Raw genomic sequence first — 13,792 nt, 5'->3', positions numbered from 1 at the left:
CCACCATGAACGTTCGCGTACTGGGCTGTAGCGGCGCAATCGGCAGCAGCGCGGATGCCGCGGGCGATCCGGGCGGCACGACCGCGCTGCTCGTCGATGACGACATCCTCATCGATGCCGGCACGGGTGTCGCCGTGCTCGACGATGATGCGCTCGCGCGTATCGATCATGTGTTTCTCACGCATTCGCATCTCGATCACATTGCGTATCTGCCGCTGATGATCGATGCCGTCGGCGATGCGCGCGGCGCGCCGCTGACCGTTCACGCGAGCCGCGCGACGCTCGATATCCTGCAGGCGCATATTTTCAACAATCTGATCTGGCCGGACTTCACGCGGATTCCATCGCCCGAGGCGCCGGGCGTGCGCTTCGAAGCGCTGGAGGTCGGGGAGTCCTGGACGCTGAACGGGCGCACCGTGACGGCATTGCCCGCGCAGCATGCGGTGCCGTCGATGGGCTTCGCGGTTTCGAGCGGCGATGCGTGCCTCGCTTTCAGCGGCGATACCACGACGAATCCGGAATTCTGGGCCTTGGTGTGTGCGTTGCCGGGGTTGCGGCATGTGATCGTCGAGACGGCGTTTCCCGATGCGCAGATCGTGACGGCGCACGCGGCGCATCATTATTGTCCTCGGCTCATCGCGGAGGATTTGCGCGGGATCGAGTTGAAGGCGGAGTTGCTGATTTCGCATCTGAAACCGCCGCACGGCGCGCAGATTCTGGAGGAATTGCGCGCCGCGTTGCCGGGTGTTCCGTTGCGGGCGTTGCGGGGCGGAGAGGTTTTGGAGGTTTAGCAGCTTGTTGAAACCGCCCTTCCTTCATCTCCGACGCTTCGCTCGTGTTGCGACAATGATCTTTGTTCATTCTTGTATCTTATCTCCGGGCGTTGGACCAGAATTCATCATCGACACGGCGGCATTTCAGAATCGAGCCCGCCGGGACACCTACGACAATCAGCATTAACGTAACGCCAAGAATCGTCCAAAACCAAACTGGTCCGACCTTTTCTGATGCGATTAGCAACATCATCAGCCCACCTAGGCACGCTAAGAGGCACGCGAGCGAAAAAGAGCCGAATGCTAATGGCGGATTGTCTGGAACGTCGGGGACGTGCGAGAGGTTTGACGCGACAAAATTGAGCATGACGCCTTGCTCATCCGGAACGGCGATCAATTGCGGCCCTTGTCCGAACGTCACCATTCGCGCGGCCAAAGCCTGGAGTAACCACGGGCTTGCGGGACCGGGTTTGCCTATTGCTTGGTCAAGATCGTGCGCGATCAGTTTCTTTTCGTTCGCCTCGATAGCCGCCACCGTGTTATGCCGTGCGAGCTTCGGCAAGCTGCTATGCCAAATATGCTTGAAGTGTTCCAGTGGCGTGGGCGCGGCAGTCTGCATCGCATGTAGCCGCTCGGATACTTTGGCGGGGGCGGCGACAGCGGGACGAAACAGCTTCGCTTGCGGTTCGAACTTGTACTTGGCGGCGACGCTCGCCGAAGTAATGAACAGCGCGACAGCAGCCTCCGTGCAGTCCGGTTCGACGCCTTCCTGATTGAACTGAGCGGCGACGAGCAAACAGGCATCGAAAGCGCGCTCGCGTTGTCCGTATCCGTAATACGGCTCTTCCGGCTTGAGCCATTCCGCAACGAGTGAAGCCTCTTTGCCCGGGTCGATACGCGAGATGGCTGACGGTGACACCTTGCCGAATCCGAGCTTTGTGAATGCGCTCATCAGCGGCACGATCAGCGCATCGTCGCGCGCTTGCAAGATGAGCCGTAAGCGCTCCGTGCCGTCGATCCGCTTTACATGTTTCGCGAGAGGCGCGATCAACTTCTCCAAGACTCTCTCCGCGTTGTCTGCCAAGCCCGGTTGCAGCGGCACAGACTTTCCCGTGTTATTCGGTGGATCTCCCTCCAGTCCGAGCATTCGCTCGGCTAAATCGACTTCGGGTGTTACGACCGCGCTGTCAATGATCGCGACATGCCACTGAGTCCAGTAGCGCCATCGCGCGTAGTTCCCTTTGCAGCGCCAATTCCAGAATGTGGTCTTCTCTGACCAGTCTTCGAAAGGGTGGTAATAGAGCGCGCATAGCGCGCCCCAGATGAGCACGGGGATTAGCAGCGCACGCGCGAAGAACTCTGCCGAGATAATGGATACGCCCTGTTTCCAGGTCAGGATCGTAACGATGATTCCGGCGGCGAGAATGATGAACAGTGCGATAACCGGAACCCATATCGTTGGCGGCTCTTCCGCCTTCAGTTCGGGAACGGTGGGAATCTTCCATGATCGGGTCATTCGATTTCAAACGCCTCTGTTGTTGCCCCGACGATGCTCCCGCACTGGCTTTTACAGCCGTGAACGACCCAATTACGCCCGTCTTCTTCGTAACCCGCACCCGACTCGATGATCGGATTGTCGCCGTGTAGAGGGCACGACACGATGTCGTGGATGAGCGCAACGTTTCGGCCATCTTCCAGTTCGAATGTGCTGCTGGCGGTCTTGACAACGCCGCCATGCGTGGTTGGGTCTCCCAGTATTACGGGCTGCGTCATTTGTGGTGTCTCTCAGATTCGATGAGTGGAACCGGGGCAGGACGCCCCGGCCTTATGCTGCTTTAGCCTTGCCAAGCCCAGTACAGCTTGTCATCCGATACGCCGGTTACGGAGATCGCAGGAAAAGGCTCGCCCACGCGCATGCGTCGTTCATGCTGCGAGTAGGCGCGCGCTTCCACGTCTGGGTAATAGAGCCTTTCCGAGCACAGCAGCCAGCGACCTTCACGCGGACACGCTTCGCCGGGATTCGCCTTGACAGGTAGCGTCGGATCGGCTGTCCATTGCCACCTTGCGAACTTGATATTGGCCGCGGGCGCGACTGTGCCTTGCTTTAGCGCCACAAGAAAGGCGCCGCTTTCCCACGCTGACGTCTCGCGATAAGCGCCCGGCTCAACAATCGCGGCACCCGGCGCAACGGGCGGCACTTCCTTTGCCTTGCGTGACTCGTAGTCCTTCCATTCCTCGGGCGTAGAGGGGTAGTCACTGTCGAACGTCACGCTGGTAGGGTTTTTATAGTCAGAATGAAAATCAACCCATCCCAAGCTAGGTGCTACGTCTGGCGCGCTCGCGCTGATAGCTACCAAAAGATCAACCTTGTAAATCCCTGCAGGAAGCTTCGTAGTCGGAGTCGTCAGGTATGCAACGGAGACTGACTCTCTAGGGAGGATGACAATCGACGCCGTTGAATCGTCCGCCGCGCCCACGAGGGAAAGTTCGGCCAGACCGACGTTCCACGTCTCCTTAGTGCTTACATTCTGAGCGGCAATTTCAAGTCTGTCGCCGGTTCGAGCGTCCCAACGATCTGGTCGCGGAAGCACTATCGGATAACGGCCATTATTTGAGAACCTAACAGCGATCAGCACTCGCTTGTTTTGTCGCTCGATCTTTTCTACGTTGGCGTCAAGTTTGGCGATCGTGTAGCCTTCCTCAGCGTATTTTGTTCGCGTCTTCAAATAGAAACGATCAACCACCGAATACAGGGCGGAAGGTAGATCGTACGTCTTGCCTTGCAAACTTATTGGTTTCCCGTTGACAATGCAGTCAACGTCGTTTAACCGGCACCTCGTGTACAGGTCCATTTATGGAAGCGGCGCATAATTGCCTATGAATCTCTTTCGCGTCGATGAGTTCATCGCGCGAAAGCTTTGCATCCACGACGCCAACGCCGTGATAGTTTTCGAATGACACGGTGTCCGACAGCCCAAGTCGGATTGCGCCAGATAGCCAAACGCCGAGAGAGTTGGAGCCATGCTGATGGCCTCCAAGTCTTGTAATTCCGAAGCCTTCTCCAGACCCACCGACATTTAGTTTTGACGTGTTAGACATAGCAAATCCTTCCTTGATCGGGCTAGATAAAAACGTTAAAAAGATAGTTAAGGCCAAATAAATTTTTGGCACTTTGTTAAGCTTCATATCCGATCTTCCATTTCTTGTTGCTCAATTCTGAAAACGATTTGCGCACATATTCCAGATAAGTAGGACTAACCATTGAAGCTTGATTCAGGGCTCCGTAACCCATCAAATTAGTCAGGGATTCCAATTGCCAAACTTGTTCACTGACATTGGCATCGCCTTTAGCGAAATCTAATTCCTTGTTTGCATCGATGTAACTTCTGTGCACCCAACCTTGACTCTTCCAATATTCGTCCGGGAATGAAAACAGATGACCGCATTCATGTGCGACAACATTTCCTTCTGGCGATGCGATAAAGATTCCATTCTTAAGTTCACCGTTTTCCTCTCCCCAGCAAGCTGCGTCTGCGCGGTTTGAACGTGGGAAGAGCCACACTTCCTTATGCGCGCCATCTACGCGTGCGCCCCGCAAGCTCAATAAGAATTCCACTTTGAATTTGACGTTCACCCGACAGCCGCAGGCGGTTCCTCGTGAACATCCATCTAGAATTAATAGACACCGATGAGAATTCAGAACACCTTCTACCTTGCTTTTTTGAGCCACCAGATCAAAGCTATTTCCTACTCGGTCACGATGTTGCATGACATAGCCGGCCGAAGTCTTATGACCTACGCCCTCTCGTACAACGTCCCAATGGAGATCATGATGATATGGAATTGACTCCGGCTTTCCGTCAGTCAGAATTTGGTTTCCGAAAGGATCAGCCTTTACAAGTTCAACGGGCATGATCTTTACTCGAACTGTTGCAGTAACCGTCTTTGCGTCCGGGTCATATTCGACTTGAAAGCTTGCGGGCATCACAGCGCCTGCGAAGGTCGGCTTACCGTTTCGGTCGACCAATACTTGGCGATTATTGTCAAGCGCTTTGTATTGCCCGGTTTCAGTTTCAGTTTCAACCTCTTTCGTTAGTCTCTTAAGTTTCCAGTCGCAGGGGACAGGTTTTTCGAGCTTGACCGGCGTCGGCGTCTGCCCTTTGGGTGTAGTCGGTAGCTTGGGTTCGTACTTCGAATCGGGGTCCGCGTTTGAATTCTCCGAAGCCTTCTCGTCAGTTGCAAGGTAAGTCGGTGCGGTGGGCGATGCTTCGACGTTCGCAAACTGCTTCCAGTCAACGATAGTTTCAGAAGGCGAAACTGTCTCGGCTGCCGTATTGCCGTTCAGCCACGTCTCGCAGCGTGTCTGGAACGGCACTACGGTTGTTGCAAATGCAGGAGCTGATAAATGCGTGACCTCCGCCTTGCTTTTCTTCATCCCGGCGAACTTGAACGTCAGCTTCCCCGGTCCCCCGAGCGTCATATTCCCGTCTTTGATCTCGATGAACGCGCCGCCGCACTCGACGGTCATGTCGCTCTTGGCGCGCACACGCACCGCGCCATCCACACTCGATACCGTCACATCCTTCTGCGCTGCCAGCGACATGACATCGCTCTGTGCCTCGATCTGCACCGGCCCTTGCGCAGCCCTAATACCGATGCCGAACTGGTAGGCGAATAACGACAACTTTTCACGCGCGGCCATTGCGATATGCTTCATCGCGCTGACGTTGAAGCGGCTCGACGTGGCAACCGAAATGTCTTTACCGGCCGCCATCATCATGCGATCAGGCGTCGCCATGCCGATGCCAGCGGGCGCAGAAAGCGCAATAACCTGCTTCTTCACATCCGCCAGCTCATCCTTGAGCCATCGGTTTTCGCTACGCAAGTCGGCGATTTCGGCCCTGGCAGCAGTCGCCGCGCGAGCGAGTTCATGAGCTTCGTCTTGCGTGACGCCAAAGACCTGCTCCGCGCCCGATGTATCCGTTATCTTTCCGCTGCCCTTTGCTTGCGCCTCGGCGGTCAATAACAGCCCATCACCGGCGCGGACGACGCCTTTCATGTCGCTCCTAAGCTCATAGCCTTGCCCGCGAGGTTCACGCCCCGGATTTCTTCCGACCACGTGACCGAGCGTGAGTTGAGACTTGCCGTGCTCGGTGGCAACCTTGACGTGTTGCTCTCCCGGCCAATTTTCGAACTGGATCGTGTTGTTGGCTCTTCCGTGGATCGTGTCACGGGAAAGCCAGCGATCTTCGCTGTTGATCGGATCGGGATGAACAGAAGAGTTCAGCGCGTGGGCAATATAGGGCAAGTCCGGATTGCCCTGAAAAAATGCGATCGCGACTAGCGTTCCGTCCACCAACCCGAAGTGCATGCCGGTTTGATGCTTACCGGCATAAGGCTTGGCGAGATACATGACGCACGAATCCAGCCCCGGCTTGCGCGAGTCACGATCCGCATGAACCCGCACGACATAGCCCCCGGACTTCGTGATGAACGGATGAGGATAGTCCCCCGGAGAAGCGATCGTCCCCGTGATGGTCCCGTCGATATGAGGCCACGTCTGCTCCAGCCGAGGCATGCGATAAGGCCGCTCCAGTTCGTTCGGAATCGCTGTGAATTCGAGCTTGTAGCGCTCCTTGCGCGATGCGGTCACTTTCGTACGGGTAATCAAGAGTCCGTGCGGCGCGTCGGGTAACTCGCGGTTCGTCAACTGCATGACACAGCGCGGGCCGATGTGGACTTTGTTCGTCTCGCCTTCGTAGCGCACCTGATCACAGAGCGCTTCTTGTTGTCGAACGCGAACCTCGTCTTCCAAGTCTTTTTTCGTCTGGAACGGCGTGCCGTACGTGTATGTTTCCCCGTACGTCGTAGGGTCTTGATGAATGGTCGCTGTCGCGTCGAGCGGCTCGTAACCGTTGTCTTGCGTGTAGCTGCGCACCGCAAAGCTCGTTGGAACGCTGATCGCGCGCATCGTCAATGCATCAACGGATTCGACGCCAACATCGTTCATCCCGCTCTCAGGGCGATACGGCATGTTGTAACCGTCATCGCGCAAATAGTGCGTGAGGTCATCGCCGAAAACGATGATTTCGCAATGCTCGCCTGCTTCGCAAACGAACCAGATTCCCGCGCGGCGGCATAGGCGCTGAATAAACGTCAGGTCGTCTTCTTGCCATTGTGTGATGATCGGCCTTTTGCGATATTCGTAATAGAACGGCAGGAATTTAAAGTCGGCTTGCAACTGGTCGAAGCCGTTTTCCTTGAGGACTTGCGTCATGACTTCGGGGAAAGTCATGTCGAAAAAGAATCGGACTTTCGGCGTGTTCCGGAGCAATGCGAGCCGGGATTCCAAGACTATTTCAAAAGTACTTTCCTCCCGCGAACTTCCCACCCACGAGAACGACCTCACGACGCCCTGAACGCGGCGCTCCGGCTCGCTCTTCACGATTCCGTATTGCGTGACGGACGGGATACGCGTTACGAACGACGCCATTTTTCCAATGTATTCCTCACGCTTAAGCGCGTGCGACGGATGCGTGAAGCGAATTCGGTAATGCGTTGGTTCACCGATCGCCTCGACACCTTCGAGTTCGAATATGTCCGCAAGCGCCGAGCTTGCCGCTTGCGGCATATCAAGAAAATAGTGCTGATGCTTTCCGCGGAAATATTTCTCGCGTTCGGCTAGATAATCATTTCTTCGGTTCACTGACGCTTCCGCATGAATAGGTAGGATTGCTAAATCGCGCAATCAGACGATGTCCTTTGGAAGAACTGTGTGCGCGGATAAAGACCGAAAACTGCCCGTTTCGGCGCGAGGAATCCTAGCGCATTATTATTTCAAGAGAAAGGGGACAAAACTCTCGTGCCGAATTAACTGCCTAAAGGCAGTTATAAAGGATCGGACTCTCTTGACCAGCCGTTGAAACATCCGTTCTTGAACGCGCATTCGAAAAGGCCAAGGCGGCTCTTCAAGGTGTTTGATATTCTTGCTATGCGGCATGTTTCGGATCGACGTCTTTGACCGCCGGCATCACCTGCCCGCCCGCCATCGCCCTCACCGTACCCACGATCAAACCCCCGATCACCCCATTCGCCACGACGAACGCCACCGGTGCGATCCACTCCATCGGCCCCGTCGCCCCGCGCTCGAGCATCCGGATTGCCATCGTCGGCAATGCGGCTGCGCCGAAGCTGAACGCCCAGTATGAAGGCGTGAACGCACGCTGACGCATCCACGGCACGAGACGCGCAAGCATCATTGCCTGATAGAGGCCATAGCCGAGCAGCATGTAAGCGAAGATATCCGGCACGCCGTGCGTGATCGCGAGATACGACACGCCTCCGACGACCGGCGGCGCGAGTTGAATACCGAGACTCGGGCGCAGCGCGTCGGGCAGCGTCTCATGCACGGCCGCGCGATGCAGCACGATCGATTCGATCGCGAGCCACGAGAACACGCCCGCGCCGAAGAACAGCATGCCGATCTGCGTGAAGCCGAGACCCGCCGCCGCCGTGCCCGCGACGAAGCTCGGCGCGACCGTCGGCAGATAGACGGCGGGCGTGGTCAGTTCGGGCTTGCGGCCGCCTTGCCAGAAGCGTCCATGAAGGTAGACGCCGAGCGCGAGCGAACTCGCTGCGCCGATTGCGAAGAGCGCGATGGCGAGTTCGCGTGAATACGCCTGCACGGCTTGCGCGGCGAGCATCGTCGAAACGGGTGCGAGCGCCGCGAACGACGATTGCACCGGATGACGCATTTCTTCGATCGCGGCATCCCGCTCGACGAGCCACTTGCGTCCGTAAGCAGCGAGCAGCGCGAGCCACACGACGAGCGCCACCGCTGTAAGCAGCGTCGGCGCGGCATCGGGAATCGCCCACACATGCGCCGCCGCGCGCCATGCGCCCGCCAGCGCAAGCAATCCGACGCCGATGCCGATGAATGCCACCGGCATAGGCGCGCGATTGTTCGTACCATTATTGCCGTTCATTGCCCTTCTCCTTGAAGTCCGTCGAAAGCGCGGTGCGCTCTCGTTGCGTCGTTGGAGAAAGATTAGTGGCGACAGCCTCGCGCGCGAATGCCGCAGCGTCTCGTTCGGCTGCTCGGGCGTCTCATTTCCTGCAATTTCACTCGCCGCCGCGCAGCTTCACCGCGATGTCGTGCCAGTCGCGCACCGCCAGCTTCAGCTCACGGCCAAGCCTTGGGTCGAGCGCATCGAGACGCGTCCATAGATCAGCGAGCACTTTTTCGCGCGCTTCGAACACGGCCGCCGCCGCGAGCTTGCTCGCGCCCGACAGACGCGATTCGGCATCGACGCACTCCATGTACAGATGCGCGAGATGCGGATCGGCAAGCTCGACAGGACGCAGGTGAACGGCGGTAAAGCGTGACTTCATGGTTGATTCCCCGGGTTCTCTCTTGTAGTTGTCGATGTGCGCGAACGCGCGATTCGAACGCTCGTGCCTCATCGTTTGCGTGCCAGTATGACGGCGCGCCGATTAGCGTGACAAGGCCATTTGCACGCTTTACGTGTTCTTCCGACCGGCAAACGTTTTCGAGTGGAAGCATGCGTTGCGCGCCGGCCGGAGCGGTAACATGGTCGACATGAACCGGTCCACATCGAGTCCTTCGCGGACGTCTTCGAACGATACGCACGCCAAGCGCCGCGGCCTCTTGCGAGGCGTCTTCGCGCTGCGCCATTCATGGGCGGGCCTCGTCGCGACGTGGCGCGAGGAAAGCGCGTTTCGTCAGGAAGTCTGCATCGCGGCGGTGCTGTTGCCCATCGCCGCATGCGTGCATGTGAGCGCGGCGGAACGCGTGATGCTTGCGGGGTCGGTGCTGCTGGTGCTGCTCGTCGAATTGATCAACTCGAGCATCGAGGCGGCGATCGACCGCATTTCGCTCGAACGTCACGAACTCTCCGGACGCGCGAAGGACTGCGGCAGCGCGGCGGTGACCATCGCGCTCGTGATCGCGGCGATGACGTGGATCGTCATCTGCGGCCCGCTCGCGTGGCACTGGCTGCGGGCGCATCTGTAGATCGGTACTGAACGACGCACTCGGTGGAGGCGTCATGAGCGCTTCACTTCATCTTGCGTGGCCCGCCGCGGCGGATATCGTGATGATCCCCGCTGCCCTCTTCGCGCTCGCCGCCGTCGAAATATTCCATCCGCATCCGCACGAGTTGATGCAGCTCGACGTCAACGTATGGCTCGCCGTGCATTACGCACAGATTCCGCTCTTCGCGCTCGCGGCCATCGCCATCGCGGCGCTGGTGCGCGGGCTGCCCGGCATCGCACCGATGGTCTGCCGCATCGCCCTGTTCGTGTTCGCGACGAGCTACATCGCGTTCGATACGGCGGCCGGCGTCGTGGTCGGCATACTCGTTGGCGCGGCGCGCGCATCCGGCGATAGCAACGCGTGGCGCATGGCGATCGAGACGATCTGGACGCATCCCATCGTCGGCAGCGCGCCGGCGCTCGCCTTGCCGCTGCTCGCCGTGCTCGGCTCGACTGCGTTGAGCGTGGGCGCGGCAGCGGCCGCCGTCGCATTGCGCGAGACGGGACGTTCATGGCCGCCGCTCCTGTTGCTCGTGATCGCGAGCTTCGGCATCGCGATCTTCAAGACGCATGCATGGCCGGGCGGGCCGCTGACGTTCGGCGGCATGGGCATCGCGGCGGCGTGGCTGTTGTGGCAAGCGCGGCGCGGCTGAATTGCGATCACATCGATTCGAACGAAAACGCGACACGCGCAACGGCAGCGAGGAATAATAGGCGGCGGATTTCGCGCCTTCAACAAGACCCTAAGAAAAAAGGAGTTCAAGCAGATGAATCGACTTTTCCGCTCGTGCTTTCCTGCCGCCGCCGCGCTCATGGTCGCCGCGTGCAGCACGCCCGTCGAATTTTCGGCGAGCGCGAACCCGCCGCCCTGGAACGCCACGGGCGACGCCGACTTCAGCGGCATGGACAACTCGATGTCCGCGTGCAAGGCCGCCGCCAAAAAAGCCGGCCCGGGCCAATGCACGCAGGTGCGCGCCTACGAGGCGTGCATGAAGGACAAGGGCTACATCACCGTGCTCGGCCCGGAAAATCCGCCGAACTGCGGCCAGCCCGAATGGGAATCGGATGTGCGCAAGTGGCTCAAGTGAGCGCGGCTACTTGCGGTTCGCCATGCGCATGAACAGCACGTAGAGCAGCGCACCCGCCGCCGCGCCGATCAGCCAGCCGAGATTGTTCGGCGGCAGGAGCTTGAGCATCTGCGTCGAGAGTTCCCAGCCGACCGAAATGACGCCGGCGACGATCAACGCCGCGAGTCCGACCTTGTTCCAGCCGCCGTCGTAATAGAAGCGTCCGCCGGGCTGCATCGTGTAAAGCTCGGCGGTCCTCACCTGCTGGCGCTTCACGAGGTAATAGTCGGACATCATCACGCCGTACATCGGCGCGAGCACGGCGCCGAACACGCTGACGAAGATCGTGATCGCCTTCGGACTGTCGACGAAGATCCACGGGCACACGAGCACCGCGAGTATCGACGCGATCAGGCCGCCCTTCTTGAAGTCGACATGCTTCGGAAAGAGATTGGCGATGTCGTAGGCCGGCGAGACGAAGTTCGCGACGATATTGATGCCCATCGTCGCGATGACGAAGGTGATGCTGCCGATCGCCACCCACACCTTGTTCTCGATGCGCGACACGATCTCGACCGGGTCCATGATCATCGTGCCGAAGACTTTCTCGCTGCCCGCCGTGACGATCACGGTGATAATCGCGAACGCGACGAAATTGAACGGCAGCCCGAGAAAATTGCCGACCTTCATCTGCCGCTCGCTCTTCGCGAAGCGCGAAAAGTCGCCGAAATTCAGCAGCAGCGCGGCGAAGTAGCTCACGACGAGCAGAGTCGCGTTGATCATCGCGTGCAGTTGCTCGTCGCCTGACAGCACTTTGCCCGAGAGCGTGAGGTTCAGGCTGCCCAGGCCCGCGCGATAGAGAATCCAGCCCATCAGCACGAACATCACGACATACACGGCCGGCCCGCAAAAATCGATGAACTTGCGGATGATCTCCATGCCGCGCTGAAAGATGATGAGCTGCAAGAGCCACATGAACAGAAAGCTGACCCAGCCGAGCATGTCGAGCCGGAGAAAGCTCGTATCGCGCCACGCCGCAACCGATGGCACGAACAGGAGCAGCAGCGTCGCGACGGCCTTCGACGCGAAATACGTCTGCACGCCGTACCACACGATGCCGACCACGCCGCGGATCAGCGCGGCGATATTCGCGCCCATCACGCCCATCGAGACGCGCGCCATCACCGGGAACGGAATGCCGTGTCTGAGGCTCGGCTTGCCGACCCAGTTCATCAGCACATACACGATCAGAATGCCGATGGTCAGCGCGAGCAGCACTTGCCAGCCGGAGATGCCGAGCAGAAAGAGACTCGCGGCGAAGGTATAGCCGCCGACGCTGTGCACGTCCGACATCCACATCGCGAAGATGCTGTAGCCGTTCCAGGTGCGCTTCGCGCGCGGCACGGGGGCGAGATCGTGGTTGTAGAGGCGCTCGTCGGCGTTGACGATTTCGGCGTCGGCGCCGAGCGCGTCGTCGGCGGCGGAGGTCGTGTGGGATGCGGCCATGTTGTCCTCCAGTGCCTTCGGCGGGCGCGAGTTATCGATCAAGATTAGTGCATCAAAAACCGAAGGTGAAACAATCACGTACCGCGCTTTTTGCCCATTAAAGTCCGGCCGTGCGGTTGCCGTTATGAGCATCATGAGAAAAAAACGCCTTCACTCCCGCGACCTGAACGACGCCTTCGCCGCCGCAGCCGAGGCGCTCGCGCTCTTTTGCCGGCTGCGCAATATCGATACCGCCGACCTGCCCGCGCGCGAAGTCGACATCATTCTCGACCTCGCGTTCGAGGAAGCCGCGCAGCAGGCGGCCGCGCGCAGCGAGGCCCGTCGACCGGGCTGACGCGCTTTTTTTGCAGGCATCCGGTGCGGCGCGCGCCGATGGGCGCAGAATTTGCTCGTTCAGAAAGGATGGGCAGCGCCCGCGCCGCGGAGGTGCCATGTCGAAGATTCTCGGCCCGGTTCTGGGCCCGCACGTGAGAAGCGTCGCGAAACACCCGTTCGGCTTCGCGATGCGCACGATGAAAGCTTTTCGCGCCAACCAGGGCTTGCTGCTCGCGGGCGCGGTTGCGTATTACGCGCTCCTGTCGATCGTTCCGCTGCTCATCCTGATCGTGATCGTGCTGTCCAAATTCATCGGACAGCAGGCCTTGCTCGACACCCTCACGCATCTGCTCGAATGGCTCGTGCCCGGCCAGGCCCGCGCGATCGTGGACGAACTGGCGAATTTTCTCGCGCATCGCGCGGTGCTCGGCTGGTTCCTGCTCGTCACGATGATCTTCTTCTCGTCGCTCGCCTTCACCGTGCTGGAGAACGCGATGTCGGTGATCTTCGTGCATCGCGTCACGATCCGCCGCCGGCATTTTTTGCTCTCGGCGCTTCTGCCTTACTGCTACATCCTGTTTCTCGGCGTCGGCATGCTGATCGTCACGCTTGTGTCGAACGGACTGCAGGCGATGGGCGCCAACAGCCTCGATCTGCTCGGTGTCGAGGTGTCCCTGAAAGGCGTGTCGCGGCTCCTGCTCTATCTGCTCGGCTTCGCGGGCGAGATCTTCGTGCTCACGTCGATCTATCTGGTGATGCCGGTCGGCAGGCCGTCCCTGCGGCTCGCGTTGCTCGGCAGCGTGACGGCCGCCGTGCTCTGGGAAATCACGCGGCACGTGCTCGTGTGGTACTTCGCGACGCTCTCGCAGGTGAGCGTCGTGTACGGCTCGCTGACGACATCGATCGTCGTGCTGTTCAGCCTCGAAGCGCTCGCGACGCTGCTGCTCTTTGGCGCGCAGGTCATCTCCGAATTCGAGCGCTTCGGCCTGGAAGGCGATGCGCCGCCGCAGCCCTTCACGACGGATTGAAGCGGCGCAGCGTGTTTTCGCGGTGCGCGTGCGCTACAGTGGGGCGCCC

Annotated in this window: 14 protein-coding genes; 6 read left to right on the top strand and 8 right to left on the bottom strand. The window is 59.2% G+C overall.

The genetic code is table 11. The annotated features are described in order from the left end of the window. Positions 1 to 5 precede the first annotated feature (5 nt). Positions 6 to 791, top strand: a complete 786-nt coding sequence (locus AWB74_RS34330) for a 3',5'-cyclic-nucleotide phosphodiesterase (protein WP_061151065.1) — start codon at positions 6 to 8, stop codon at positions 789 to 791. A gap of 79 nt (positions 792 to 870) precedes the next feature. Here the strand turns inward: AWB74_RS34330 and AWB74_RS34325 are convergent, their stop codons facing one another. From AWB74_RS34325 to AWB74_RS34300, 7 genes are all read right to left on the bottom strand, one after another. Further along, entirely contained in the window at positions 871 to 2,289 is a 1,419-nt protein-coding gene (locus AWB74_RS34325) for a hypothetical protein (RefSeq protein ID WP_061151064.1), read from the bottom strand. Next, a complete protein-coding gene (locus AWB74_RS34320) occupies positions 2,286 to 2,546 on the bottom strand; it encodes a PAAR domain-containing protein (RefSeq protein WP_061151063.1) in 261 nt (86 codons plus the stop codon). The genes AWB74_RS34325 and AWB74_RS34320 overlap by 4 nt, the downstream gene beginning before the upstream one ends. Before the next feature lie 62 nt (positions 2,547 to 2,608). After that, positions 2,609 to 3,559 carry a hypothetical protein gene (locus AWB74_RS34315; protein ID WP_143749370.1) on the bottom strand — a complete coding sequence of 317 codons (951 nt, stop codon included), beginning with the start codon at positions 3,557 to 3,559 and terminating at the stop codon, positions 2,609 to 2,611. A 28-nt stretch (positions 3,560 to 3,587) separates the two neighbouring features. Then, positions 3,588 to 3,959: a hypothetical protein gene (locus AWB74_RS45880; protein ID WP_143749369.1), complete on the bottom strand. Its 372-nt coding sequence runs from the start codon at positions 3,957 to 3,959 to the stop codon at positions 3,588 to 3,590. Continuing rightward, the gene (locus tag AWB74_RS34310; RefSeq protein WP_143749368.1) at positions 3,949 to 7,479 is read right to left on the bottom strand and encodes a type VI secretion system Vgr family protein; all 3,531 of its coding nucleotides are present in this window, start codon (positions 7,477 to 7,479) and stop codon (positions 3,949 to 3,951) included. The genes AWB74_RS45880 and AWB74_RS34310 overlap by 11 nt, the downstream gene beginning before the upstream one ends. Positions 7,480 to 7,762: 283 nt before the next feature. Further along, complete coding sequence (gene tehA / locus AWB74_RS34305; protein WP_061151060.1) at positions 7,763 to 8,758, bottom strand: dicarboxylate transporter/tellurite-resistance protein TehA; 996 nt, start codon at positions 8,756 to 8,758, stop codon at positions 7,763 to 7,765. A gap of 136 nt (positions 8,759 to 8,894) precedes the next feature. After that, positions 8,895 to 9,164: a hypothetical protein gene (locus tag AWB74_RS34300; protein WP_061151094.1), complete on the bottom strand. Its 270-nt coding sequence runs from the start codon at positions 9,162 to 9,164 to the stop codon at positions 8,895 to 8,897. A 208-nt stretch (positions 9,165 to 9,372) separates the two neighbouring features. On the opposite strand from AWB74_RS34300, the gene AWB74_RS34295 reads away from it, so the two are divergent. The 3 genes from AWB74_RS34295 to AWB74_RS34285 all read left to right on the top strand — a co-directional run bounded on the left by AWB74_RS34295 (position 9,373) and on the right by AWB74_RS34285 (position 10,915). Next, positions 9,373 to 9,807, top strand: coding sequence for a diacylglycerol kinase (locus AWB74_RS34295; protein WP_061151093.1), 435 nt, complete (start codon positions 9,373 to 9,375; stop codon positions 9,805 to 9,807). Between the two features lie 34 nt (positions 9,808 to 9,841). Further along, entirely contained in the window at positions 9,842 to 10,480 is a 639-nt protein-coding gene (locus AWB74_RS46570) for a hypothetical protein (RefSeq protein WP_061151059.1), read from the top strand. Between the two features lie 114 nt (positions 10,481 to 10,594). After that, the gene (locus AWB74_RS34285) at positions 10,595 to 10,915 is read left to right on the top strand and encodes a hypothetical protein (protein ID WP_061151058.1); all 321 of its coding nucleotides are present in this window, start codon (positions 10,595 to 10,597) and stop codon (positions 10,913 to 10,915) included. A 6-nt stretch (positions 10,916 to 10,921) separates the two neighbouring features. Here the strand turns inward: AWB74_RS34285 and AWB74_RS34280 are convergent, their stop codons facing one another. Next, entirely contained in the window at positions 10,922 to 12,400 is a 1,479-nt protein-coding gene (locus AWB74_RS34280) for an NCS1 family nucleobase:cation symporter-1 (protein WP_200822075.1), read from the bottom strand. On the opposite strand from AWB74_RS34280, the gene AWB74_RS45870 reads away from it, so the two are divergent. Together AWB74_RS45870 and AWB74_RS34270 are read left to right on the top strand one after the other, a co-directional pair. Then, the gene (locus tag AWB74_RS45870; protein WP_143749367.1) at positions 12,399 to 12,734 is read left to right on the top strand and encodes a hypothetical protein; all 336 of its coding nucleotides are present in this window, start codon (positions 12,399 to 12,401) and stop codon (positions 12,732 to 12,734) included. The two genes, AWB74_RS34280 and AWB74_RS45870, sit on opposite strands and share 2 nt — an antisense overlap. A 97-nt stretch (positions 12,735 to 12,831) precedes the next feature. Beyond that, complete coding sequence (locus tag AWB74_RS34270) at positions 12,832 to 13,743, top strand: YihY/virulence factor BrkB family protein (protein ID WP_061151056.1); 912 nt, start codon at positions 12,832 to 12,834, stop codon at positions 13,741 to 13,743. Positions 13,744 to 13,792 lie beyond the last annotated feature (49 nt).

Source organism: Caballeronia arvi (assembly GCF_001544695.2).
GTDB classification, from domain to species: Bacteria; Pseudomonadota; Gammaproteobacteria; order Burkholderiales; family Burkholderiaceae; genus Caballeronia; species Caballeronia arvi.
This window is presented reverse-complemented; position numbering and strand designations above follow the sequence as displayed.

Coding starts and splice junctions, on each gene's coding strand:
- AWB74_RS34270 (WP_061151056.1), top strand. CDS start 12,832: ATGTCGAAGATTCTCGGCCCGGTTCTGGGCCCGCACGTGAGAAGCGTC.
- AWB74_RS34300 (WP_061151094.1), bottom strand. CDS start 9,164: ATGAAGTCACGCTTTACCGCCGTTCACCTGCGTCCTGTCGAGCTTGCC.
- AWB74_RS45880 (WP_143749369.1), bottom strand. CDS start 3,959: ATGAAGCTTAACAAAGTGCCAAAAATTTATTTGGCCTTAACTATCTTT.
- AWB74_RS34295 (WP_061151093.1), top strand. CDS start 9,373: ATGAACCGGTCCACATCGAGTCCTTCGCGGACGTCTTCGAACGATACG.
- AWB74_RS46570 (WP_061151059.1), top strand. CDS start 9,842: ATGAGCGCTTCACTTCATCTTGCGTGGCCCGCCGCGGCGGATATCGTG.
- tehA (WP_061151060.1), bottom strand. CDS start 8,758: ATGAACGGCAATAATGGTACGAACAATCGCGCGCCTATGCCGGTGGCA.
- AWB74_RS45870 (WP_143749367.1), top strand. CDS start 12,399: ATGTTGTCCTCCAGTGCCTTCGGCGGGCGCGAGTTATCGATCAAGATT.
- AWB74_RS34330 (WP_061151065.1), top strand. CDS start 6: ATGAACGTTCGCGTACTGGGCTGTAGCGGCGCAATCGGCAGCAGCGCG.
- AWB74_RS34320 (WP_061151063.1), bottom strand. CDS start 2,546: ATGACGCAGCCCGTAATACTGGGAGACCCAACCACGCATGGCGGCGTT.
- AWB74_RS34280 (WP_200822075.1), bottom strand. CDS start 12,400: ATGGCCGCATCCCACACGACCTCCGCCGCCGACGACGCGCTCGGCGCC.
- AWB74_RS34325 (WP_061151064.1), bottom strand. CDS start 2,289: ATGACCCGATCATGGAAGATTCCCACCGTTCCCGAACTGAAGGCGGAA.
- AWB74_RS34285 (WP_061151058.1), top strand. CDS start 10,595: ATGAATCGACTTTTCCGCTCGTGCTTTCCTGCCGCCGCCGCGCTCATG.